The organism is Priestia sp. USM5 (genome assembly GCF_058323215.1).
Map to the genome: position 1 here is coordinate 2,063,365 of NZ_JBSGKN010000001.1, position 23,225 is coordinate 2,086,589.

Here is a 23,225-nt window from a genome sequence, read left to right on the forward strand (position 1 = left end):
TCGACATGCATACTTGTCCAAGATGTGAAGCCAAACAAGCGAACTTAGTATCTAAATCACCAGTTGAAGGAGCCTGGGAGATTTACTTATGCAACGTGTGTTTGTTTACTTGGCGTTCTTCTGAACCTGAGACGATCACCAATCCTGAAAAATACCCTCGACCATTTAAAATCAATCCAAAAGACGTACCGCTGGCAACGCACGTGCCTCCTGTGCCACCCCGATCTTAATCAGCAAAGGTGGTAAGTAAAATGAATAAAGCAGAGCTGCCAAAAGCCGTGCGCGTATTTTTAAATGGAAAAGATCTAGAAAGGAAACAGCATGCTGCGATGCTGCTATCTACAGTGACATCCGAGGGGTTTCCTCATGTAGCAATGATTAGCGCAGGAGAGCTGGTAGCTATTAGCTCTTCGCGCGTCAAGCTGTTAGTATGGAAAGATACCACGTCTTCAAAAAACATGATACAGAATCATAAGGCAACCGTTACATTAGTTGTTGAAGGCAAAGCTTATTACATTAAATTTTGGCTAAAAAAAGAAGCTCCTGTGTTATCAGGCTATGAGCTATTTACGGGAGAAGTAGCCGCTGTTAAAGAAGATTACGCAAAATATGCAGTTTTAACATCGGGCATTCAATTTCAGCTTCATGATTCCAAAGAGGTACTGAGCCGCTGGGAGCAATCAATTAAGGCTGTTCTTTCTACTGAAAAAACCGATTCTTAAAAATAAGAATCGGTTTTTTAGCTGTAGTGAAATTTTTTCAAATAGCACGCTAGCTGCACTTTTAATAGATGTTCACTATTTGTAAATGATATGTTCATTTTATCTTCGATTTTCTTCAACCGCTGATAGAGTGTATTAACGTGAATATGAAGCTGCTTAGCTGTAAGTGAAGCAGAACGGTTGTTATCAAAATACGCTTCTAGCGTTTGCTCTAAAGGTTCATCATTCAAATGATTGTTTTTAAGAGGGACAAATACTTCATCAATAAAGGTTTTGACTTCTTCTTTCGATTGATTAATAAATAAGCGGTTAATTCCTATTTCCTCATACAACATGCATCCATCTTGCTGCTGAGACAGAAGGTAAGAGACAGCTTTTTCAGCTTCACTATAACTTTTTTCTATTTGGGTAAAGTGAAAATAACGACTTCCAATCCCTATTTTTATATGACATTCATTGTAGTAACGCCATTTTGAGAGTGAATCTTCTAATTGTTTGATAATAGCATGATGGTCTTCATAAGAATCAAGCGTGAATACAATGGTTACTTTCGTGTCGAATCCGTATACGACCGGCGCTTTTGAACTAAAAACCGATTTGATGTCAGATACAAGGCGATGAAGATGTAAGTTTAAGAGCTGCAGGTCCGCCTGTGAACGAATGGTAATAAGAGCGACTAGAATATGCTTTTTTGTATCAATGTTTAGCTCATTTGCTTTTTGATACAGTAAAGTGGTGTCATAACATGATAAGTATTCACTAAATAGTTCATGCGTTCGCTTGTAAAATAAATCGACTAACGTTTGTTTTTTCAGCATTTCTAGTGCAATAACAGAGCTGCTTTGTTCGAGTGCCACTTGATCTAGAGAGGAAAGATCTTCTTGATTTGTCTGCAGAATAACTAACCCTAAGAGCGTATCAATGCCGTGTATCGGTTGAATGTAGACGCTGTGCTTCTGGTTGTGTGACTCAATAGTATAAAAGCAAGCTTTTGTATGTAAAACAAAATGCGTGTGAAATTCAGCTGTTTTTGTGTCTATATCAAAGGATTTCAAGAAGCCATAGGTCTTATTATCAACAAAATCTACAATGGTGACAGGAGATGTAACCATTCGGCGTAATTCGTTAAGTATCGGTTCAATTCCTTTACTTTGAAGGGAAACATTCATGAAGGTGCGATGAATTTGATCGCGGCGTATTAAAAGTTCATTTTGTTTTTTTACATCTTCAAAAAGCGCTGAGTTTAAGAGAGCAATCGATACTTGATCGGAAAAGCTTTCTAACAATTCTTTATCCTCTTCATTTAAAAGAGGGGTTGTACCATTTTGATAAATAATGAGTACGCATACCGTCTGTTCTTCCATACAAATGGGGACAGAAATAATAGATTGAATGTTTGTAAATGTATAGGACTGATTAAGATAGTGAATATTATCGTCAGTCATAGTAGAAGAATCGTGTATTATATCCTCTAAGTTCGTATACGTATAGCTTTTATTATGCTGAAATGTCTTTCCGATAATTCCTTCGCCAACTTTCATTTTCATGTTTTGAATTTCATTGTTTGGCCCCCCGGACCAGGCGCGAGGCAAAAGAAATTCAGTGGAAGAATCAAACATCCACAGCACGCCCATATCCGCAACAGAAATAACTGAAAGAGCATTTTCTAGAATTCTTGTTAATAGATAGTCAGAGTCTTGTAAAAGCGAGATTTCCTTAATGCTTTTCATAAGTACGTTCAAAATGTGCTCATGCCGCTCTAGCTTTTTTTGCAGCACATAAGGAGAAAAGTTAGCGGATAGCTTCTTTATTTGTTGTGGTGTCCATTCGTGCTTAGCAAATATGCGAACAACAAACGCATACCGGTTTGGAAAGGATAAGTAAATTTCTTCGAACTCTTCATATGCGATATGCTTTTGAAAGGAATCACTGCCGTTATGTAGGCTAGTGGGAGGCGTGTAAGTCAGGGATGAGCATGAAGAACTGGAAAAAATCATGTTAAAATTTGCAGAATCAATACTTGTCCAAATTTGATAAGAACTGTTTTTAATAATAGATGTAAGATAACCTTTCATATTAGCTAATAAATCACTCATATTAACAACCCCTTATAGACTACTTAATGTAAAAAAATACATAGTTATAGTTCTTATTATATAGAAATGCACATTGAAAAAATAGTCAGAATTTTTTAATATTTATGTAACGAATCGATTTGTTACAAAACGTTACATTAAATGGAATAAAAAGGAGTTGAGTGCATTTATGCTAGCAAGGTCGAACTGGAAATACATCATTTTATTTTTATTATTTTTAGGCTGGTCGCTTGGAAACTTAGATCGTTTTATTATTAATTACGCTATTTTAGATATCTCGAAAGATCTACACCTTAATGCTTCTTCTACAGGTATCATCTTAAGCAGTTTTTTTGCAGGATACGCACTGATGCAAATACCTGGTGGGTGGCTGGCAGACCGCTTTGGGTTTAAAAAAGTCATTACAATTGCCGTGCTTTTATGGTCTTTGTTTACAGTTTTTACCGGAATGGCCTGGTCTTTTGCTTCTATTATTATCATTCGCTTTTTATTTGGATTAGGGGAAGGGAGCTATTTTCCATCTGCGTCAAAAGGAATCGCAGGGTGGTTTCCTCAGCAAGAACGCAGTAGAGCCATGTCCTTTTTGTTATCGTCAGGTACGATCATGGGCGTGGTGACACCGATTCTAGCGACGCAGCTGATGCAAACGATAAGCTGGAGAAGTATCTTTTATATCATAGGAGCCATCGGGCTTGTTATTACAGTTCTGTTTGTTTTTTTACTAAAAGAAAAGCAGCAGGGGGAAAAAAGAGAGGCTTCTGCTATTCCTGCTAAGCAGATGACATTAAAAGAAATTATCAAAACCCCGATGATTTGGAATTTATTTATTGCCTATTTCAGTATTTACGCTATTAACTGGGGGCTCATGTCGTGGATGCCTACATATTTAGCCGAAGTAAGACATTTGAATTTAACAGACATCGGTTTTCTTTCCGCTATCCCAGCATTTGTAGGCATTATAGGAATGTTTGTTAGCGGCTTTATTTTAGATAAGCTTCCAGATGGAAAAGACAAGATGATAGCGGCGGTTTTTGGTTTACTGATGGGCGTTTTTCTTTGCTTAATGGCTATTTCACCTAGCGTAGGCATGTTTATCGTTTTTCAAAGCGCAGTAACTTTACTGTTTTCATTTAATGTGATTTTAATCGCTTCAGCTCCTTTAAAAATGTTGCCTGAATCAGTGGTCGGTTCAGCAAATGGTTTTATTAATACAGGGGCTCAAGCAGCCGGCGTATTAACACCAATGCTTATTGGTTTTTTAGTACAATCGTTTGGCGGGTCGTATAATGCAGCGTTTGCTTTATTAATTATCTGCGCTCTTGTCTGTGCTATTTCGTTGTTTTCGATTCGACCTGCAAAAGTGGTAGTGAACGCACAAAATGCTGTTAAATAATAAGGGAAAAAGGAGAGTGTCTCATGGGTATTGTCAAAAAAGTCGAACAACTTATTGAACAAAAGCGACACGAGCTAACTCAAATCAGTGATCAAATATGGGAATATGCAGAAACGAGGTTTGAAGAGTATAAGTCGGCACAGCTAATTTGCGACATGTTAGAAAAAGAAGAGTTTACGCTTCGTACACATATTGCTAACCTTGAAACAGGTTTTATTGGAAGTTACGGGCACGGTTATCCGATTATCGCTATTCTTGGTGAATATGATGCGCTTACCGGGCTGAGTCAAAAAGATAAGTGTGCAGTAGCAGATCCAGTCAAAAAAAATGGAAATGGCCATGGGTGTGGACATAACCTACTTGGCGTAGGCTCACTAGCAGCTGCGCTTGCAGTCAAAGAATACTTAAAAGAAAAAAATGTTCCGGGAACCGTTCAATACTATGGATGTCCAGCTGAAGAAAGTGGCTACGGAAAGACGTATATGGTACGAGAAGGATTTTTCCAAGATGTAGACATCGCGTTTTCGTGGCATCCGGCTACCGTTAATGGTGTCATGCATACGTCATCGAATGCGGTTATGCAAGCAACTTTTAAATTTAAAGGAAGAAGCAGTCATGCAGCTGCTAGTCCTCACCTTGGCAGAAGCGCTTTAGACGCTGTAGAGTTGATGAATATTGGTGTGAATTATATGCGTGAACATATGATAGATGAAGCGCGCGTACACTATGCCATTACAAACAGCGGAGGCATTTCTCCTAATGTTGTTCAAGCAGAAGCGGAAGTCATGTACTTAATTCGTGCTCCGAAGCCATCTCAAGTAAAAGAACTTTATGAACGGGTTGTGAAAATTGCAAAGGGAGCGGCTTTAATGACTGAAACACAAGTGGAACAGGAAATTCAAGGAGCCTGCGCTAATCTAATTCCAAATCAAACAATGGAGCAGCTGATGCATAAGCAAATGATGCAGATAAATTTGGCTGAAGTGAAACAAGAAGACATGGCTTTCGCCAAAGCTATTTACGAGTCTACATCCGCTGAAGACAAAGAAGCAGCAAAAAAACAAGTCGGTTCACTGCTAGACAGAGCTTTAGCAAATCATCCAGTCTTCAACCAAATTGCTCCTATGTCTAAAAATGTTTCCTTCATGACGGGATCAACCGATGTCGCAGACGTTAGCTGGAATGTTCCAACTGCACAGTGCGTGACCGCAACGTGGGCTTATGCTACGCCGTTTCATACATGGCAAGCTGTTGCTCAAGGGAAAACAGAGTATGCTCACGATGCGATGTTGTTAGCTGGAAAAGCCATTGCGGCTACGGCGATTGAAATGATAGAAAATCAAGAGCTGATTAGTCAAGCGAAACAAGAGCTAGAGGATAGGCTAGAAGGGGAAAGCTATGAATGTCTTGTGCCTTCCCATATACAGCCGCCTAATTACTCAGAAAGTGAGCACGAAGACTATAGCATGGTGTAAAAAACGTATTTTCGTGTAAGGAAAATCCGAACGATGAATCGTTCGGATTTTTTTATTGTTAGGTTGAACGTAGATTTCATTTATACCGTTTGGTCGTCTTTAGATTGGATTGATGTAGTTATGGCTCAATCTCTTTTTTGTTTTCATTAAAAATAAATGGTTAAAAATATATCTCTTTGCTGAACCTAACCCTATCTAATTGTTCAAGAAAAGAGGTAAAAACATGAGAGCGTATAAAGTAGAAAGAGATGGGTCAATTTCAACTTCACTAAAAGGAAAATCAGTTTTATCCACTTCTTATTTAAATAAAGGTTCTGCTTTTACTGAAGAAGAAAGAAAAGAGCTTCATCTGCAGGGACTTCTTCCTCCAACGGTCTTAACGTTAGAAGAGCAGGCAAAAAGAGCATATGAGCAGTTCAAAAAAGCACCGAATGATCTTCAAAAAAATAATTCGTTAAATGATCTGCATAACCGGAACGTTGTGTTGTTTTATCGTTTATTAACCGATCATTTAAGTAAAATGCTTCCCATTATTTACACGCCTACTGTAGGTCAATCTATTCAAGAATACAGCCATGAATACCATCGTCCTGACGGCTTATATTTATCCGTAAATGAAGCGGACAGATTAAGTGAGGCGATTGAAAACTTAGGGCTCGACAGCGAAGATATTGATTTGCTTGTAGTCACGGATTCAGAAAGTATTTTAGGAATTGGGGACTGGGGAGTAGGAGGGATCAATATCGCAGTTGGAAAGTTAGCGGTCTACACAGCTGCAGCAGGAATTGACCCAAGCCGCGTACTGCCTGTTGTTCTTGACATGGGGACCAATAATAAAAAGCTTCTTGAAGATCCTTTGTATTTAGGAAATCGTCATGAACGAGTAAAAGGAGAAGACTATAATCGTTTTATCGCTCAATTTGTAAAAGAAATAACGGCCAAGTTTCCTAAAGCGCTTCTTCATTGGGAGGATCTTGGGAATATTAATGCGCGTCACATTATGAAAGAATACGGAGATAAAATTTTAACATTTAATGATGATATTCAAGGAACGGGAGTAATTACTCTTGCAGCCGTTTTAACAGCCGTCCGTATTACAGGTACGCCTTTAAAAGATCAGCGGGTTGTTGTATTTGGACCGGGATCTGCTGGAATTGGGAATGCTGATCGTATTCATAGTGCGATGATGCTTGAAGGGTTATCTGAAGAAGAAGCATATGATCGTTTTTGGGCATATGATTACAGAGGTCTGTTAACGGAAGATATGGAAGATTTAGCTCCTTTTCAACAGCCATATGTTCGCCAAAATGAAGAGATTAAAGAATGGGAAAAGGGCGATGAAAATAAAATTTCACTGTTGGAGCTTGTCAAGCAAGTGAAGCCAACGATTTTAATTGGAACATCAGGCGTCACGGATGCTTTTACCGAAGAAATTATTAAAGAAATGGCAAAGCATGTAGAGCGCCCGGTGATTATGCCGCTTTCAAACCCAACTAAACTTGCTGAAGCTGTTCCAGAAAATATTATAAAATGGACGGAAGGAAAAGCCCTTATTGCAACGGGAAGTCCATTTGAACCCGTTGAATATAACGGGCACACTTACGAAATCGGACAGGCTAATAATGCATTTGTGTTTCCAGGTCTTGGTTTAGGTGCAATTGTGGTTCGCGCTCAAAAGTTTACTGAATCTATGTTTGCAGAAGCAGCCAATGCAGTAGCGCGTATAGCAGAAACAGATACAAAAGGAGATACGCTTCTTCCAAATATTAAAGATCTTCAAAAAGTATCAAAGGCGGTTGCTGTGGCAGTTGCCGATGCTGCTGTAAAAGATAACGTAGCAACTGTTACCGAAAAAAATGTAGCTGAACTTGTAGAAGAAGCGGTATGGCAGCCTGTTTATAAACCTGTTAAGGCAAGAAATGAATGAGGTGAATGATAAATGAGCATAGGTCAAATTTTTCTCATTCTCGCGCCTATCTTTTTTGTCATTTTGCTTGGTTATTTAGCAGGGCATTTTAAAAAATTTGACAAGCAAACGTCTAAGGGGCTTAACACATTAGTAACGAAGTTTGCGCTTCCTGCACACTTATTTGTAGGTGTGACGACAACGCCAAGAAAAACACTCATAGATGAATGGCCGTTTTTAGTTGCGCTGATTTTAGGCATCGTCGGGTTTTATCTCATTATATTGCTCATCGTGAAGTATGCAGGGAAGCATACGCTAACTTCTTCTTCTATGTTTGCTCTAAACTCAGCTCAGCCAACGTTTGCTTTTATGGGCATTCCGGTACTTGGAGGCTTGTTTGGTGCAGGTGCAGTAGCGATTCCAATTGCCATCACAGGAATCGTGGTGAACGCGATTTTAGATCCGTTGGCAACGATTTTGGGAACCGTTGGCCAAAGGGGACGAAAAGAAGGGGAAGAGAAAACAAGTTTATTCAAAGTAACGGTTCATTCTATTTTGCATGGTCTATCTGAGCCTTTGGCATGCGTCCCGTTAATTGGAGTGATTTTAACGCTTTGCGGCTTTCAGTCACCTAAACTGTTACAGGATATGCTTGATCAAATTGGAAGTATCACATCCGGAGCAGCTTTGTTTGCGGTAGGAGTAACGATTGGAATTGGAAAAATTAACTTCAGTAAAGGCGCGCTCGGGATCGCTGTCTTAAAAGTAGCAGTTCAACCGATCGTTATGCTTGGAATTGCAGTATGGATAGGGTTGTCTTCAGATGAAGTGACAAAAGCTATTTTACTGGTAGCTTTTCCTGGATCTGCTGTAGCTGCGATGATTGCCTTGCGGTTTGAAAGCATGGAAAACGAAACGGCCTCTGCTTTTGTTATTAGTGCTATTTTATCGCTGGTTACGCTGCCGCTTCTTATTTCTTGGCTTATGTAAATAAAAAAAAACGAAAGAGGAATTTCCCTCTTTCGTTTTAAGACGGATTAATAAGCTAATGCGAATAATCCTTTGATATGAGATAAGTAACGAACGTTACTTGCTTCTTTCATAAGTGATGCTGGTAAACCTTTTAATTGCGTTTTGTTTCCGCCGATTGTACCAATTGCATCTTTGCGTCCAAGACTTCCTAGTGTACCAGAGAAGACAGGAACGAATGATTCCATTGCTCCGCCGCGAATAGCTACTGCTAAGTTCACGCCTACAACTTCACCCATTTGCCAAGCTAATTGAGCAGTAGGTGGGTAAGGGCGACCTTCTGGACCCATTACAACCGCTGAGTCACCAGCAAGGAATACATCTTTATGAGATGTAGATTGTAAGAATTCATTTACAAGTGCACGACCGCGGTTTACTTCGATACCTGAGTTAGCAACTACAGAGTTACCTTGAACTCCGCCAGTCCATACCATTGTTTTTGTTTCAATTTTGCTGCCGTCTTTAAGTTCAACAGTTGTAGCATCCATTTTTGTTACAGGTGTACCAGTAACAAATGTAACGCCACGTTTTGTTAAGCTTGATTGAGCACGCTCTACTAATTCAGCAGGGAAGCCTGGAAGAACTGTAGGAGCTGCTTCTACACAGTATAGAGAAATTTCTTTTGGATCCACACCGTGTTTTAGGCATAGGCTTGGCATTAAGTCAGCGTATTCACCAACAAGTTCGATACCTGTTAATCCGCCACCGCCAACTACGATTGTACCGTCAGCTTTATTTTTTGTTTTGCTGTATTCAGCGATACAAGCTTCTACGTGTGCACGTAAACGGTTTGCATCATTTACTGATTTAAGAACGAAGCTGTGCTCTTCTAAACCAGGGATACCGAAGTAAGCAGTTTCACTACCTAAAGCTGTAACAAGGTAGTCGTAGCTTAATTTTGTACCATCTTCAAGAGATACTTCACGTTGATCTGGTGAAATTTCTTTTACCGTTGCAATTTTTAAATCAACGTTGTAGTTTTTAAGTAATTTATCAAGTGGTAAAGCTACCGCTTGTTCAGAAACGCCGCCTACAGCTAGACGGTGTAATTCTGTAATGATTTGGTGAGTAGCAAAACGGTTCACTACTGTAATTTTTGCTTCATCCGCACTTAGGTGTTGGCGAGCTGTCATTGCAGTTAATAAACCACCGTAACCGCCGCCTAAAATTAAAATATGTTTTGACATAGTCGATCCTCCGTCCACACTTTTTAATGAAAATTATTTTTGTTTTTCGTTTGTAATGTCTAAATACGCTTGTGCAAAGCGGAATAGTTTTTGAGCTTGTGGATCTTTAAGCATGCGTAATAAACCGAATAAACCGATTGAATTAGAAGCATTTGCTTCTGCACGATCGTTTGCTTCGATTGCAGTAGCTGCAAGACCTTTTACTGTTCCTTCTACTGGCTCGATAAATTCTTTTACTCCACCAAGTAGATCTTCTTTTAATACGTCGTCAGTTAATAATGATTGCGCAACGTCGTAAGTTTTTGTAAGCACCGTTACCATTTCAGATAATTTTGGTAAATTATCTACAAGAACAGTAAGAGCTTCTTGTACTTCAGGCTTTAACAATTGATCTAACACATCCGCTTGACCTTTGTTAACCGCCGCTTCTGTTTGTACAGCAGCATTTTCCTCTGCAGCTGATTTTTGAATAGTTGATTGAGACATGAAAAGTCCTCCTTTGCTGGATACTGTTGCATATGTAGTTCCTAGTTATCTGCTAGACTTTCAAACTACATTGTGAAGTTGTGAAATCTTGCACATAATTCTATTTTAATTTTAATACGAGATAAAATCAACTCATTTCGTTGAAAAAATAAGTGAAGAACCTCGTAACCCTTTGTTTAATAAAAGTTTATAAAAAATAAAGCGAATAATTGCCTAGGTAAATAAAATTAAAATAGGGAACTAACATAATTCCTCTTCCTACGATAAAACAAATAACGTCATATTTCAACACATACGAACTTAATATTCTATAAGTAGTAAAAAGATAGGGCGCATTTACTATTTAAAGAGTTTTCAAAAAATTACATTGACTTACTATAGTGTTCTACATATAATCTAAATATAACATCTTATGTAAGGAGATATAACATGGTTATAGTGGATGAACTTTATCATAATGTGGTCATTACATTGCCTCAATTAAAATTAATTGAATTTATAATGAAGTTAAAAGAAGCTAAAGCACAAGAAATAGAAGATATAAAAGCGAAAATTAGTAAATACGAAGAGAAGAAACGTGCTGAAGAAGCTTGGTACCAATCACTATCACCGTTTCGTAAATTTTTTACCGGGCGTCCTTTAAGTCAGCATCAAGCGGTCGAGTATATGGTATACGTAAAGGAACGCTTTAAAAAAATTGATCACCTTAAAGCACAAATGCGAGAACTTCATGAAGTTCTTGAATTAATAAAAGCGGAAAATGAAGAAACAAGTGAAATTACGCTTTCGCCTGCTATTGTACAAGAAATAAAACGACTAAAAAGCAGTGGAGGCGTTGGGATATGAGTGTTAATGAACTAAGTTTAGGTATAAATACGACGTGGGTTGTATTAACAGCGGCGATGATTTTGCTAATGGAAGGCGGCTTTGCCTTGCTAGAGGCAGGTTTTGTCCGATATAAAAATAGCGTCAATATTATTATGAAAGTATTCGCTGATATTACAATAGGAACGCTTTGTTTCTATTTAATTGGGTTTGGATTAATGTACGGAGATGATTTAGGCGGAATCGTCGGTAAAAGCGGTTTTGCGCTCTCAGGTAATTTATCGCACCTTGACATTCCAATTGGGCTTGAAACATTTTGGCTGTTTCAATGTGCGTTTGTTATTGCGGTCATTTCTATCGTTTCTGGAGCGGTGGCAGAACGAATTAATTTCCGCGCATACCTTTTATATGCGATTTTAATGACTACATTTATTTATCCTATAGCCGGCCACTGGATTTGGGGAGGCGGATGGATTAGTAAGCTAGGAATGCTTGATTTTGCCGGTTCGGCAGTTATCCATGCTCTTGGCGGTTTTTCAGCTTTAGCAGCTGCAATAATGATTGGACCGAGAAAAGGGAAGTTCACGAAAAATGGAATTAGTTCTGTTTCTCTTCCAAGCAATTTGCCGCTTGCATCAGTTGGTGCTTTTTTATTATGGTTTGGATGGTTCGGGTTTAATGCAGGAAGTACGCTAAGTGCCACTGACGTTAGAATTGGTCACATTGCTATTGTCACAATGTTATCAGCAGCAGCAGGCGGAGCAGCTACTTTATTTTATACTTTATTTCGCTACAACCGTTCAGATGCACCTTCTGTAATAAATGGATCGCTTGCCGGACTGGTTGGCATTACGGCCGGGTGCGCTTTTGTTAACACACCATCTGCTATTTTTATTGGAGCTGTATCTGGCTTATTAATGATGGCAGCTACAAACTGGCTCGAAGCACGTCAAATCGACGATCCTGTAGGAGCTTTTCCTGTACACGCTGCTTCGGGAATATGGGGCACGTTGGCTGTGGGCTTGTTTTCTACAGACGGCGGTGTGTTTACAGGAGGGGGCTGGACGTTATTAGGTGTTCAACTTCTCGGATTAATTGCTCTATGCGCTTGGGGATTTGTTACGACGTGGATAGGGTTAAAGGTTATTTCCTTGGTGGTTCCGCTTCGATCTACGGAAGAAGAAGAAGAAGTGGGCTTAGACATCAGTTACCACGGTATCATGGCAGCTCATCAAGCTCCTGAATTTATTGAATATGAAAACTACTATGCGGAAGTAAAAGAAAAAGCCGCAGATTCGTAATAAAAGGCCGCGCCTTATAACAAAAGGGCGGCCTTTTTATGTGGAAAAAAATAGATGTAAAATACTTGGTTTAAATGATTGAAAAGTCAGAATATTTGTGTTATATTATAAAAAAGCCAAGGAGTTGATTTCTTATGAAAAAGAATTTACTTAATTCACCGCAAAAATCCAACGGAAAGGTGCTTGATGCATTATTCGCTGAGATGATTTTAGACAAGGCGATTGCAGAATTTCGTAAAGCACAGCTAAAAGAAGAAATCGACCGCACGCTATTGATGAAAAATAAAGAAGAGTTTTTAAAACTCTCATCAGAACTTAAACAAATTTCTTAATTACTTACTATACTTCACACACCATCTATTTTAGATGGTGTGTTTTATTTTTGAGACCTACTAAAAGGGATTAATTAGTAATAATTATGGACTTCCATGTACGCTTAATGGGTTTACAGGATCTCGAAACGGGGAAACCGTTCCAGAGTTCAAATTTGATAACTATTATCCACCAGCAAGCGGAGCGGAACTATATCAAGTGGTAAATGAGGAAGAAGTACTTTTAGCTACCTACGTGGCAGAAGAAAAACGATTTGTACCAGCGGTTGCTAAACCAATGTAAAGGAATGTTTTTTATGATTCGAAAAGGTTTGTATGCAGCATATAATGAACGAGACTACGAATGTTATGAAACGGAAAACGGGTGTGTAAAGCTGATTAGCTATGATAAAGGCGATGTAGCAAATGGATTCATTCCATACAATGACACGACTTTTACAAAAGAAGTTCCTCGTGATGCTGTTGAAGAAGTGTTTTTTGTAGCTCCGTATGCTACTTATCAAAATGAAACGTTTGGTGTGTCAGCTGCTTCTGATGGTCAAGTGCTTTTGACCACATCTGAAAAAGAAAAAGCTGATAAATATCATTTTCAACGAACGGATAAATATCTATATGAAAAACGTGTGTTAAAGGAAGAAGTGAAGTTAACGGAGAAAAAAACTCCTTATTCATAAGACGCCAAAATAAAAAGAGGATGCACTCGCATCCTCTTTTTATTTAATCAATTTTCTTGAAGTGTTTCTGTTCGTATTATCATTTGTACGAAGGAAGGTAATGCCAAGACCGATTAATCCTCCTACAATAGCAGGAACTACCCAGCCGAGACCCACTCCATACATAGGTAGAATCGATGTAAACAGATCGTTTACTGCGGCAATTTTGAATCCAGCAGCATTTAAGCCATCAAATAAACTAACGATAAACGTGAACAGAAGGCTTACTTGGTAAACTTCAGAACGTCCTTTAAATAAAGGATGTAAGAATGTTAAAGCAATTAACACAATAGCTAACGGATAAATAGCTGTTAAGACTGGAACCGAAATAGCGATTAATTCCGTTAGGCCAAAATTTGCTACAACGGCACTGAAAGCTGATAAAATGACAGCAATCAACTTATAAGAGACCTTTGGAAACAGCTTATGGAAAAAAGATGAACAAGATGTTACAAGACCTACACTTGTTGTTAAACAAGCAACGGTAATCATCAGACCTAAAAGAATTCCTCCGTAAGAGCCAAAGTAGTAATTTGATACTTCAGCCAAAACCGTACCTCCGTTATCAAGACGTCCAAGCTCTGATACGCTTGAAGCACCCATATAGGACAATGCGCTATAAATAAGAGCTAAAATAACGGCAGCGATAGCCGTAGCTTTTGCACAAATTGTAATAATTTGTCGGTTGGTTTTTGCCCCTTTTTCTTTAATTGCATTAATAATAATAATTCCAAAAACAAATGATGCTAATGTATCCATTGTTAAGTAGCCTTCTTGGAAGCCTTTGAAAAATGAGTGTGTTGTATAAGCTTCGCTTGGTGCTTCGAACTTTCCAATTGGGTTCACAACGGCTACAACTACCAATATTCCAATAAACGTTAATTTAATAGGTGTTAAAACTTTTCCTACTAAATCGACAATTTTCGCAGGATTTAGCGAAAAAAAGCACGTAATCGTAAAGAAAATTACCGTGAAAATGATAAGGGGAAGGTGACCTGAATTTTCTGATAAAAAAGGCTTAACGCCAATTTCAAACGAAACACTTCCCGTTCTTGGCATTGCAAAAAGCGGTCCGATTGCCAAGTATAAAATCGTAGTAAAGATAATACCGAAAGCTGGGTGTACGCGACTAGCTAAAGACTGCAGATCCTCTTTTCCGGAAAAACCAAATGCGAGAACGCCTAGCAGAGGCAGACCTACACCCGTTACTAAAAATCCAGCATTTGCTGACCAAATATTGCTTCCAGCAGACTGACCTAACATTGCAGGGAAAATTAAATTACCTGCGCCGAAGAATAGGGCAAAAAGCATAAAGCCAATAACCACTATAAATGAAAAAGGAACTTTGTTTGACACATTAAAACCTCCAAAATTATAAATGCTTTTTATTATCGTGTTGAATAATTAAAATTTTCAGAATTTTATATTCGAATAATAAAAATAAACATGTATCGTATTATACTAACCTAAAATGCATATTTCAATATAAAATTTTATTTTTTTTATTTATTCGCTGAAATAGCAAAAATAGAAAAATACTTAGCAAAAAAATCTCAGTGTACAACAATTATTTGATATGATAAAACAGAACCGTGGCTTTTAAAAATTTGCATGTGCGGCCTTACATCCTTATTAGTAAAGAACTGTTTACATAAGGTGCTGTAAGGATGTATATTTATACACGGTTCGTTGAACCGCATATGCTCGATGGGTGAAAGTCAACTGTGCGAAAGGAGCAAGAAAGTGAAAAGGTTAGGTCTAGCAACTCAGATTCTAATTGGACTGATTTTAGGCGTAGCTGTAGGTGCTATCTTTTACGGAAGCGATACGGCCATTTCTATTTTACAGCCAATTGGAGACATATTTATTCATTTAATTAAGATGATTGTCGTACCGATCGTGATTTCAGCATTAATCGTAGCGGTCGCAGGAGTAGGCGATATCAAAAAATTAGGTAAGCTTGGCGGAAAAACAATTCTTTATTTTGAAATTGTTACAACCATTGCGATTGTAGTGGGGATTATTGCCGCGAACTTATTCCACCCTGGTGCAGGGGTTGATATGGGACATATTGAAAAAAGCGATATTTCTCAATATGAGGCAACGGCAAAAACGTCTGAAAGTACAGGGATTGCTCAGGAGCTTCTTCATATTGTTCCGACAAACGTCTTTCAGTCGGTAGCAGAAGGCGATCTTTTACCAATCATTTTATTTTCCGTACTGTTTGGTGTAGGCGTAGCTTCGATTGGACAGAGAGGAAAACCTGTTTTAGCCTTTTTTGAAGGCGTCTTGGATGCAATGTTTTGGGTAACTAATTTGGTGATGAAATTTGCTCCAGTAGGTGTATTTGCACTTATTGGTGTTAATATTATAAAGTTTGGTGTCGGATCACTTATTCCATTAGGGAAATTAGTGTTCGCCGTTTACTTCACCATGATTTTCTTTGTGCTTGTGGTTCTTGGAATTATTGCTAAAATGGCTGGAACAAGCATGTTTACGCTCATAAAAGTGTTAAAAGACGAGCTGCTTCTTGCTTTTACAACAGCAAGTTCAGAAGCCGTTTTACCATCTCTTATCAAAAAGATGGAAGACTTCGGTTGTTCTAAATCGGTTACATCGTTTGTTATTCCAACAGGCTACACGTTTAATTTAGATGGTTCAACCATTTATCAGGCGCTGGCATCGCTGTTTATTGCTCAAATGTACGGCATTGACCTTTCCATTATGGATCAAATTCAGCTCCTTCTTGTGCTAATGTTAACCTCAAAAGGGATGGCTGGTGTACCAGGGGCATCGTTTGTAGTTGTACTTGCTACGCTTGAATCTATGGGCTTCCCTCTTGAAGGCATGGCATTTATTGCAGGAATTGACCGCATTCTTGATATGATGCGTACCACAGTTAACGTAGTAGGAAATGCTTTAGCTGCAATTGTAATGTCCAAGTCTGAAGGCGAGTTTGATAAGCAAAAATCATTAAATTACACAAATGAATTAAAGAAATCAAACATAGCTTAAAACAAAAAAGCCGGGCAGCTGCCTGGCTTTTTTGTTTGGAGCTGCCTGTTATCTTTTTTGAAACATATGGTAAAATAAAAGAAATGAGAGACAAAGGAAGTGTCATAATGACGGAAACTGTTCAGTTAATTAAAAAGCTTGTTTCGATTCCCAGTCCTTCTGGAAATACAGAAAAGGTGATTTCATTTGTCGAAGACTATGTAAAAGAGCTAAATATTCAAACGTATCGCAATCGAAAAGGAGGCTTAGTCGCTACTATTCCCGGTAAAGATACGGATCATCACCGCATGCTGACGGCTCATGTCGATACATTAGGTGCTATGGTAAAAGAAATCAAACCGAGTGGACGTCTGAAAATCGACTTGATTGGAGGGTTCCGCTACAATTCCATTGAAGGAGAATATTGTGAAATCGAAACGTCAGCAGGAGAAGTATTTACAGGGACCATCCTTATGCATCAAACATCTGTTCATGTGTATAAAGATGCAGGTAAAGCTGAGCGAAATCAAGATAATATAGAAATTCGATTGGATGAAAAAGTACATAGCGCAGAAGATGTTCGCAGTCTTGGAATTGAAGTCGGCGACTTTGTTTCGTTTAATCCTCGTGTAGAAATAACAAAAAGCGGTTTTATTAAATCTCGTCATCTCGATGATAAAGCAAGCGTAGCTTTATTGCTTCAGCTCATGAAAACAATTCAAGAAGAGCAGATCGAACTGCCATACACTACGCACTTTCTTATTTCAAATAATGAAGAAATTGGATACGGAGGAAATTCGAATATTACGCCTCAAACGGTAGAATACTTAGCGGTTGATATGGGTGCCATGGGAGATGGACAATCTACTGATGAATACACCGTGTCTATTTGTGTAAAAGATTCAAGCGGCCCATATCATTACGGTTTGAGAAAGCATTTGGTGGAGCTAGCTAAGCAGCATGATATTCAGTACAAATTAGATATTTATCCGTTTTACGGATCAGATGCTTCTGCTGCTATTCGTGCCGGGCATGACATCGTACACGGCTTAATTGGTCCAGGAATTGATTCTTCTCATGCGTTTGAGAGAACGCATCAAGATTCATTGAACCATACGTACAAGCTTCTTTACCACTATGTGCAATCGAACATGGTTCTGCTTTAAGAAAGGAATATTTAATTAGTGTATTTTTATGCAAAACAAAGAGCAGGACGGGACTGTGATGTCTGTACTTTCCTTTCCTAAAAAAGAAGCCGGCTGTCCGGCTTCTTTTTTTAATAAATACTATATATATTTTTACTGGTGAAGCAACAGTTGGTAAAAAAAGCACCTTTTTTAAAGAGGTATAATACGGCTTAAACCTTTTGTACATTTTGTTCATTTACAGAAGTTAAAATGTTTTTAAATTTTTAAAAGTTTCTTGTGACAAGTTTTGTAGAATGGGTTTTCAAAAGGATATGGTTTCGTCATAATGTGGATATAGCGATCACTACAATAATCGGAGGCGAATCTTTTCATGTGGGTACTGACGGTATATGCTGGAAAAGAAATGAAAATGTTTGAATTTGAAACTGAAACGCAGGCGAGAGAAGCTTTTGCAAAAACAAATGGCTGTAAAGTTCTTTCAGAAGTCGTGTATTATAATGATCCTCATTTAACATTAGTAGCTATATAATGAAAAAACAAGAGCTGACTTTATGCTCTTGTTTTTTTTATAGCTTCTTGTATCTTACGAAAAGAATAGAGTTGAAATAAAAAAAAATGTACGCTATGATATGGTAGTTACTTCTATTATTCTGATAGTTTAAAAGGTTCATATATATCAAACAGCAACAGTAAAGATGCCAAGAAGGCTTAATAGGGAAACTGGTGAAAGACCAGTACTGCCCCCGCAACTGTAAGTGTGGACGAACGAGTATAACCACTGTGGAAAAATCACGGGAAGGTTCTCAAGTAGAATGATACACAAGTCAGGAGACCTGTCTTTATTGTGAAGTTTCTATTTCTCCGGGGAGCGGGAAGGGAAACGTTGGCTTAAAGTGGCATTCGTGTACACTTTTATTCTGACGTTTTACCTGCTCGCATATTAGCGAAGCGGGTTTTTCTCGTAGCACAAAACTACATATCGTGCAAAAAAGGTGCGCAATGCTCACATTGCGTTAAATGGGAAGTCTGGTGTGAAGCCAGCGCGGTACCCGCCACTGTGAAGAGGAGCTGATTGCATATGCCACTGTATTCGGGAAGGCGCAATCAAGTGATGAATCGAAGTCAGGAAACCAGCCTTTTTCTAATGCGAAGCTTACCCTACGGGATATAGGTGGAAGTGCAAAAACTTAGTTTGAATTTTTCTGCGCCTCTATCATTGATAGAGGCGTTTTTTTAGTAAAGGAGCGAATAAGTGTGACGACGTGGAACTTAAATGGAACAAAACATCACGTATTGATTTGTAATGGAAGCAGCTGTATGAGAAAAGGTGGAGAAGAAGCCACGCAAGCTATTCGAAATAAAGTGACTGAACTGAATCTAGATGAAGCGGTTCACACAACCCGTACGCGCTGTAACGGAAGATGCAAAGATGCTCCTGTAGCTATCGTGTACCCTTCAGGAGATTGGTACAAGCAGGTCACTGAAAACGTAGCTCATCGAATTGTTGAAGAACATTTAGCAGGAGGCTGCAGTATAAAGGAATCACTTATTTATGAATATGATCAAAACAGTTTTGTTTCTCCGGAAAAGAGTGACTCCATAGAAGGAATTGACAAAGTAAAAAGTAACGCATAAAGGAGGAGCTAGCATGAAAGGTAAACTGTTAGTTATTGGATTCGGCCCAGGAAGCTTTGAACATATTACACAGCGAGCAAGAGAATCCATTCAAGAAAGTGATATGATCATTGGTTATAAAACCTATGTGGAATTAATTCAAGGACTATTAACGAATCAGCAAATTATTAGTACAGGAATGACCGAAGAAGTAAGCCGTGCACAAGAAGCCGTAAAGCAAGCTGAAGCGGGAAAAACCGTGGCGGTCATTTCAAGCGGAGATGCAGGAGTATACGGAATGGCCGGCCTTGTGTATGAAGTGTTGATTGAAAAAGGATGGAAAAAAGAAACGGGCGTAGAGCTGGAAGTGATTCCTGGCATTTCGGCTATTAATTCATGCGCATCCCTCCTTGGGGCGCCCGTGATGCATGATGCCTGTACGATTAGTTTAAGTGACCACCTTACGCCTTGGGAGTTAATCGAAAAACGAATCGAAGCAGCTGCACAAGCAGATTTTGTAGTAGCTTTTTATAATCCGAAAAGCGGAAGACGCACAAGACAAATTGTGGAAGCGCAAAGGATTTTATTAAAATACCGTTCCCCCGATACGCCTGTTGGTCTTGTGAAAAGCGCTTATCGTGACCGTGAAGAAGTGGTAATGACCAATTTAAAAGACATGTTAAATCATGAAATAGGCATGCTGACTACCGTTGTTGTCGGAAATTCATCTACGTTCTTTTACGATGACTTAATGATTACACCGCGCGGGTATCAGCGGAAATATACCCTCAACCAAACAGAGCAGCCGCTAAGACCGCATCAGCGACTTCGAAAAGAAGCAGAACCATGGGCTCTTGATCAAGAGGAGACTGTAAAGCAAACGGCTTCAGCTATTGAAGATGTTCAGAATACAAAAGAAGAAAAAGCAGCTTCACGAGCTCTGGCAGAAGAAGCGCTTCAAGCAATTTTAGGTGAAACTACTTCACCGGTCGTACACCAGCCAATTGAGTCTATTTTTGAAGTGGCAGTTAGTCCAGGGCTTGCAAATAAGAAGTTTACGCCCGTTCAAATGACAACACTAGCAGAAGTTGTTGGTGAAAAAGGTACGATGGAGTATACGCCTGACCATCAAATCAAACTGCAAATTCCAACGGCTCAGCCAGATGTGATTATTAAAAAGCTCCAATCAGCTTCCTTTTTACTATCTCCAGTCGGAGACGTGTTTACAATTAAAGCGTGTGATTTTTGTGATGGAGAAAAAAGTGACGCCATCCCGCATACGGAACAATTACAAAAGCGTCTCGGTGGAATGGACATGCCAAAAGAGCTGAAGCTTGGTATTAATGGATGCGGTATGGCCTGTTACGGTGCTGTTCAAGAAGATATCGGCATTGTCTACAGAAAAGGTGCGTTTGACTTATTTTTAGGGGCTAAAACGGTTGGACGAAACGCCCATTCAGGTCAAATTGTGGCGGAAGGCATAGCGCCCGATGACATTGTTGAAATAGTGGAGAACATTGTCCATGAATATAAAGAAAAAGGTCATCCAAATGAGCGGTTTCATAAATTCTTTAAGCGTGTGAAGAATGTTTATGGATTCGACTATCAAGATATAACACCAAAAATAAAAGTAGAACCAGCTCCGTGTGGAGATTAAAAATGGGAGGGCATTATATGAAATCAGTTTTATTTGTCGGTCATGGAAGTAGAGATCCTGAAGGGAACGATCAAATTCGCGAGTTTATCTCGACTATGAAGCATGATTGGGACCCATCTATTTTAGTAGAAACGTGTTTTCTAGAGTTTGAACGTCCGAATGTAAGTCAAGGCATTGATACATGTGTGGCAAAAGGAGCGACAGATGTAGTTGTAGTTCCAATTATGCTCTTGCCAGCTGGCCACTCAAAAATACATATTCCGGCGGCTATAGATGAAGCTAAGGAAAAATATCCACACGTAAACTTCGTGTACGGACGTCCCATTGGCGTTCATGAAGAAGCCCTTGAAATTTTAAAAACGAGATTACAAGAATCAGGAGAAAATTTAGAAACTCCAGCTGAAGACACGGCTGTTATTGTCTTAGGGCGAGGAGGAAGCGATCCTGATGCAAACAGTGATTTATATAAAATTACGCGCCTTCTTTGGGAAAAAACAAACTACAAAATCGTCGAAACTTCTTTTATGGGCGTGACCGCTCCATTGATTGATGAAGGAGTGGAACGATGTTTAAAACTGGACGCTAAAAAAGTGGTTATTCTTCCGTATTTCTTATTTACAGGAGTACTAATTAAGCGTTTGGAAGAAATGGTGAAGCAGTATAAAATGCAGCATGAAAACATTGAGTTTAAGCTAGCCGGCTATTTCGGTTTTCATCCAAAACTGCAGACAATTTTAAAAGAACGTGCTGAAGAAGGATTAGAAGGCGAAGTGAAAATGAACTGCGATACATGTCAATATCGCCTCGGCATTATGGAGCATATTGATCACCATCATCATCACGATCATGATCATGATCACGGGCACCATCACCACGATCACCATCATGACCATCACCACCATGAAGATAAGGTCGGCGAGTTAAAATGATTTTATTGTTAGCGGGAACTAGCGATGCACGTGCATTAGCTGTTCAAGTGAAAAAAGAAGGTTACGACGTTACGGCGACGGTTGTAACCGACAATGCAGCAATCGAATTACAGCGAGCAGAAGTGAAAGTGAAAATTGGACGTCTCACACAAGAAGATATGATGACTTTTATAAACGAACATGGTGTAAAAGCTATTGTGGATGCAAGTCACCCCTTTGCCGAAGAAGCATCTAAAAACGCCATCGGTGCGGCTGCTGAAACATCGATTCCTTACATACGCTATGAGCGGGCTTCGCAGGCTTTTACCTACGACAATATGACGATGGTTTCTACGTATGAAGAAGCAGCTGAAGTAGCAGCTGAGAAAAAAGGAGTTATTATGCTGACAACAGGCAGCAAGACGCTGCAGGTTTTTACAGAAAAGCTCCTTCCTCTTTCAGATGTACGGCTTGTTGCTCGTATGCTTCCAAGGCTGGATAATATGGAAAAGTGTCAGCAGTTAGGATTGCCGCAAAAAAATATTATTGCTATTCAAGGTCCGTTTACAAAAGAGTTTGATCAAGCGCTTTATAAGCAATACGGAGTGACGGTCATGGTCACAAAAGAAAGCGGAAAAGTTGGATCTGTGGATGAAAAAGTGGAAGCAGCTAAAGAGTTAGGCTTAGATATCATTATGATTGGGCGACCGAAAATTGAGTATGGGACCGTGTATTCCACGTTTGAAGAAGTGGTTCATGCTTTAGTAAACCAAACTAGGAGTTGATTGAGATGGATTTTCGTACAGAATTTAAACCGTTAACTGTTCAGCCTCAGCAAATTGAAGGAAAAAGTTTTGAAATGATTACAGAAGAGCTTGGACCTCATCCGTTTACAGATGAACAGTACCCAATTGTGCAGCGGGTAATTCACGCGTCTGCAGACTTTGAGCTTGGACGCAGTATGCTGTTTCATCCAGATGCGATTCAAGCAGGAATTAAAGCCATTCGCAGCGGCAAGCAAGTGGTTGCAGATGTACAAATGGTGCAAGTAGGAACAAACAAGCAGCGAATTGAAAAACACGGCGGTGAAATCAAAGTTTATATTTCAGATCCGGACGTAATGGAAGAAGCAAAGCGCTTAAATACAACGCGTGCAATTATTTCTATGCGAAAAGCAATTAAAGAAGCAGACGGCGGGATTTTTGCAATTGGGAACGCACCGACAGCGTTACTTGAGTTAATTCGTTTGATTAAAGAAGGAGAAGCGAAGCCTGGGCTTGTTATTGGTCTGCCGGTAGGGTTTGTTTCAGCGGCTGAATCGAAAGAAGAACTTGCCAAACTTGACGTGCCGTTTATTACAAACATCGGGCGAAAAGGCGGCAGTACGGTAACGGTTGCTGCATTAAATGCAATTTCAATTCTTGCAGATCAGGTGTAAC

At 39.2% G+C, this 23,225-nt stretch carries 22 protein-coding genes and 2 riboswitches; of the genes, 18 read left to right on the plus strand and 4 right to left on the minus strand.

Features of this window, described 5'->3' with window-relative positions:
* The first annotated feature begins 5 nt into the window (after positions 1 to 5).
* Both ACWATA_RS11275 and ACWATA_RS11280 read left to right on the plus strand, forming a co-directional pair.
* Entirely contained in the window at positions 6 to 230 is a 225-nt protein-coding gene (locus ACWATA_RS11275; RefSeq protein ID WP_028413104.1) for a non-oxidative hydroxyarylic acid decarboxylases subunit D, read from the plus strand.
* Between the two features lie 21 nt (positions 231 to 251).
* Complete coding sequence (locus ACWATA_RS11280) at positions 252 to 722, plus strand: hypothetical protein (protein WP_154972997.1); 471 nt, start codon at positions 252 to 254, stop codon at positions 720 to 722.
* Between the two features lie 17 nt (positions 723 to 739).
* On the opposite strand, the gene ACWATA_RS11285 is transcribed toward ACWATA_RS11280, so the two are convergent.
* Complete coding sequence (locus tag ACWATA_RS11285) at positions 740 to 2,818, minus strand: helix-turn-helix domain-containing protein (protein ID WP_473049844.1); 2,079 nt, start codon at positions 2,816 to 2,818, stop codon at positions 740 to 742.
* Positions 2,819 to 2,987: 169 nt separating this feature from the next.
* On the opposite strand from ACWATA_RS11285, the gene ACWATA_RS11290 reads away from it, so the two are divergent.
* From ACWATA_RS11290 to ACWATA_RS11305, 4 genes are all read left to right on the plus strand, one after another.
* Positions 2,988 to 4,211, plus strand: coding sequence for an MFS transporter (locus tag ACWATA_RS11290; RefSeq protein ID WP_028413107.1), 1,224 nt, complete (start codon positions 2,988 to 2,990; stop codon positions 4,209 to 4,211).
* Positions 4,212 to 4,234: 23 nt separating this feature from the next.
* The gene (locus tag ACWATA_RS11295; RefSeq protein ID WP_028413108.1) at positions 4,235 to 5,686 is read left to right on the plus strand and encodes a M20 family metallopeptidase; all 1,452 of its coding nucleotides are present in this window, start codon (positions 4,235 to 4,237) and stop codon (positions 5,684 to 5,686) included.
* Positions 5,687 to 5,909: 223 nt separating this feature from the next.
* Positions 5,910 to 7,613, plus strand: a complete 1,704-nt coding sequence (locus ACWATA_RS11300) for an NAD-dependent malic enzyme (protein ID WP_473049845.1) — start codon at positions 5,910 to 5,912, stop codon at positions 7,611 to 7,613.
* 12 nt (positions 7,614 to 7,625) lie between these two features.
* Positions 7,626 to 8,582 (plus strand): AEC family transporter, encoded by a 957-nt coding sequence (locus tag ACWATA_RS11305; RefSeq protein WP_028413110.1) that lies wholly within the window; start codon positions 7,626 to 7,628, stop codon positions 8,580 to 8,582.
* A 47-nt stretch (positions 8,583 to 8,629) separates the two neighbouring features.
* Here ACWATA_RS11305 and ACWATA_RS11310 read toward each other — a convergent pair whose 3' ends face one another.
* Positions 8,630 to 9,808: an NAD(P)/FAD-dependent oxidoreductase gene (locus ACWATA_RS11310; protein WP_013057328.1), complete on the minus strand. Its 1,179-nt coding sequence runs from the start codon at positions 9,806 to 9,808 to the stop codon at positions 8,630 to 8,632.
* Positions 9,809 to 9,841: 33 nt separating this feature from the next.
* Positions 9,842 to 10,294, minus strand: a complete 453-nt coding sequence (locus tag ACWATA_RS11315; protein WP_013057327.1) for a DUF1641 domain-containing protein — start codon at positions 10,292 to 10,294, stop codon at positions 9,842 to 9,844.
* 429 nt (positions 10,295 to 10,723) lie between these two features.
* On the opposite strand from ACWATA_RS11315, the gene ACWATA_RS11320 reads away from it, so the two are divergent.
* The 4 genes from ACWATA_RS11320 to ACWATA_RS11335 all read left to right on the plus strand — a co-directional run bounded on the left by ACWATA_RS11320 (position 10,724) and on the right by ACWATA_RS11335 (position 13,426).
* The gene (locus ACWATA_RS11320; RefSeq protein ID WP_028413111.1) at positions 10,724 to 11,140 is read left to right on the plus strand and encodes a hypothetical protein; all 417 of its coding nucleotides are present in this window, start codon (positions 10,724 to 10,726) and stop codon (positions 11,138 to 11,140) included.
* The gene (locus ACWATA_RS11325; RefSeq protein ID WP_098999400.1) at positions 11,137 to 12,420 is read left to right on the plus strand and encodes an ammonium transporter; all 1,284 of its coding nucleotides are present in this window, start codon (positions 11,137 to 11,139) and stop codon (positions 12,418 to 12,420) included. Before ACWATA_RS11320 ends, ACWATA_RS11325 begins: the two co-directional genes overlap by 4 nt.
* 134 nt (positions 12,421 to 12,554) lie before the next feature.
* Complete coding sequence (locus ACWATA_RS11330; protein ID WP_013057324.1) at positions 12,555 to 12,752, plus strand: IDEAL domain-containing protein; 198 nt, start codon at positions 12,555 to 12,557, stop codon at positions 12,750 to 12,752.
* Positions 12,753 to 13,048: 296 nt separating this feature from the next.
* On the plus strand, positions 13,049 to 13,426 hold the full coding sequence (locus tag ACWATA_RS11335) for a UCP033725 family protein (RefSeq protein WP_034269163.1): 378 nt from the start codon (positions 13,049 to 13,051) through the stop codon (positions 13,424 to 13,426).
* 39 nt (positions 13,427 to 13,465) lie between these two features.
* Here ACWATA_RS11335 and brnQ read toward each other — a convergent pair whose 3' ends face one another.
* Positions 13,466 to 14,821: a branched-chain amino acid transport system II carrier protein gene (gene brnQ, locus ACWATA_RS11340; protein ID WP_049164898.1), complete on the minus strand. Its 1,356-nt coding sequence runs from the start codon at positions 14,819 to 14,821 to the stop codon at positions 13,466 to 13,468.
* 387 nt (positions 14,822 to 15,208) lie between these two features.
* Between brnQ and ACWATA_RS11345 the strand changes: the two genes are divergently transcribed.
* From ACWATA_RS11345 to ACWATA_RS11380, 8 genes are all read left to right on the plus strand, one after another.
* Positions 15,209 to 16,480, plus strand: coding sequence for a cation:dicarboxylate symporter family transporter (locus tag ACWATA_RS11345; protein ID WP_033579176.1), 1,272 nt, complete (start codon positions 15,209 to 15,211; stop codon positions 16,478 to 16,480).
* Between the two features lie 107 nt (positions 16,481 to 16,587).
* On the plus strand, positions 16,588 to 17,625 hold the full coding sequence (locus ACWATA_RS11350; RefSeq protein ID WP_049164895.1) for a M42 family metallopeptidase: 1,038 nt from the start codon (positions 16,588 to 16,590) through the stop codon (positions 17,623 to 17,625).
* A gap of 352 nt (positions 17,626 to 17,977) precedes the next feature.
* Positions 17,978 to 18,136 (plus strand): hypothetical protein, encoded by a 159-nt coding sequence (locus ACWATA_RS11355; protein ID WP_014459832.1) that lies wholly within the window; start codon positions 17,978 to 17,980, stop codon positions 18,134 to 18,136.
* A 147-nt stretch (positions 18,137 to 18,283) separates the two neighbouring features.
* A riboswitch (cobalamin riboswitch) is annotated at positions 18,284 to 18,462 on the plus strand.
* Between the two features lie 118 nt (positions 18,463 to 18,580).
* Positions 18,581 to 18,760, plus strand: a riboswitch (cobalamin riboswitch).
* A gap of 101 nt (positions 18,761 to 18,861) precedes the next feature.
* Complete coding sequence (locus tag ACWATA_RS11360; RefSeq protein WP_154991254.1) at positions 18,862 to 19,242, plus strand: (2Fe-2S) ferredoxin domain-containing protein; 381 nt, start codon at positions 18,862 to 18,864, stop codon at positions 19,240 to 19,242.
* A gap of 13 nt (positions 19,243 to 19,255) precedes the next feature.
* Entirely contained in the window at positions 19,256 to 20,878 is a 1,623-nt protein-coding gene (cobJ, locus tag ACWATA_RS11365; RefSeq protein WP_473049846.1) for a precorrin-3B C(17)-methyltransferase, read from the plus strand.
* A 17-nt stretch (positions 20,879 to 20,895) separates the two neighbouring features.
* Positions 20,896 to 21,807, plus strand: coding sequence for a sirohydrochlorin chelatase (locus tag ACWATA_RS11370; protein WP_034269200.1), 912 nt, complete (start codon positions 20,896 to 20,898; stop codon positions 21,805 to 21,807).
* Positions 21,804 to 22,571: a precorrin-6A reductase gene (cobK, locus tag ACWATA_RS11375; RefSeq protein ID WP_033579172.1), complete on the plus strand. Its 768-nt coding sequence runs from the start codon at positions 21,804 to 21,806 to the stop codon at positions 22,569 to 22,571. Before ACWATA_RS11370 ends, cobK begins: the two co-directional genes overlap by 4 nt.
* Positions 22,572 to 22,576: 5 nt before the next feature.
* Positions 22,577 to 23,224: a precorrin-8X methylmutase gene (locus ACWATA_RS11380; protein WP_013083415.1), complete on the plus strand. Its 648-nt coding sequence runs from the start codon at positions 22,577 to 22,579 to the stop codon at positions 23,222 to 23,224.
* The last annotated feature ends 1 nt before the right edge of the window (position 23,225 follow it).

Excerpts from the sequence above, each read along its gene's own strand:
- ACWATA_RS11295 (WP_028413108.1), top strand. The coding sequence starts at position 4,235 with ATGGGTATTGTCAAAAAAGTCGAACAACTTATTGAACAAAAGCGACAC.
- ACWATA_RS11315 (WP_013057327.1), bottom strand. The coding sequence starts at position 10,294 with ATGTCTCAATCAACTATTCAAAAATCAGCTGCAGAGGAAAATGCTGCT.
- ACWATA_RS11275 (WP_028413104.1), top strand. The coding sequence starts at position 6 with ATGCATACTTGTCCAAGATGTGAAGCCAAACAAGCGAACTTAGTATCT.
- ACWATA_RS11380 (WP_013083415.1), top strand. The coding sequence starts at position 22,577 with ATGGATTTTCGTACAGAATTTAAACCGTTAACTGTTCAGCCTCAGCAA.
- cobJ (WP_473049846.1), top strand. The coding sequence starts at position 19,256 with ATGAAAGGTAAACTGTTAGTTATTGGATTCGGCCCAGGAAGCTTTGAA.
- ACWATA_RS11355 (WP_014459832.1), top strand. The coding sequence starts at position 17,978 with ATGTGGGTACTGACGGTATATGCTGGAAAAGAAATGAAAATGTTTGAA.
- ACWATA_RS11290 (WP_028413107.1), top strand. The coding sequence starts at position 2,988 with ATGCTAGCAAGGTCGAACTGGAAATACATCATTTTATTTTTATTATTT.
- ACWATA_RS11325 (WP_098999400.1), top strand. The coding sequence starts at position 11,137 with ATGAGTGTTAATGAACTAAGTTTAGGTATAAATACGACGTGGGTTGTA.
- cobK (WP_033579172.1), top strand. The coding sequence starts at position 21,804 with ATGATTTTATTGTTAGCGGGAACTAGCGATGCACGTGCATTAGCTGTT.
- ACWATA_RS11370 (WP_034269200.1), top strand. The coding sequence starts at position 20,896 with ATGAAATCAGTTTTATTTGTCGGTCATGGAAGTAGAGATCCTGAAGGG.
- ACWATA_RS11330 (WP_013057324.1), top strand. The coding sequence starts at position 12,555 with ATGAAAAAGAATTTACTTAATTCACCGCAAAAATCCAACGGAAAGGTG.
- ACWATA_RS11320 (WP_028413111.1), top strand. The coding sequence starts at position 10,724 with ATGGTTATAGTGGATGAACTTTATCATAATGTGGTCATTACATTGCCT.
- ACWATA_RS11285 (WP_473049844.1), bottom strand. The coding sequence starts at position 2,818 with ATGAGTGATTTATTAGCTAATATGAAAGGTTATCTTACATCTATTATT.
- ACWATA_RS11280 (WP_154972997.1), top strand. The coding sequence starts at position 252 with ATGAATAAAGCAGAGCTGCCAAAAGCCGTGCGCGTATTTTTAAATGGA.
- ACWATA_RS11310 (WP_013057328.1), bottom strand. The coding sequence starts at position 9,808 with ATGTCAAAACATATTTTAATTTTAGGCGGCGGTTACGGTGGTTTATTA.
- ACWATA_RS11300 (WP_473049845.1), top strand. The coding sequence starts at position 5,910 with ATGAGAGCGTATAAAGTAGAAAGAGATGGGTCAATTTCAACTTCACTA.
- ACWATA_RS11350 (WP_049164895.1), top strand. The coding sequence starts at position 16,588 with ATGACGGAAACTGTTCAGTTAATTAAAAAGCTTGTTTCGATTCCCAGT.
- ACWATA_RS11335 (WP_034269163.1), top strand. The coding sequence starts at position 13,049 with ATGATTCGAAAAGGTTTGTATGCAGCATATAATGAACGAGACTACGAA.
- ACWATA_RS11305 (WP_028413110.1), top strand. The coding sequence starts at position 7,626 with ATGAGCATAGGTCAAATTTTTCTCATTCTCGCGCCTATCTTTTTTGTC.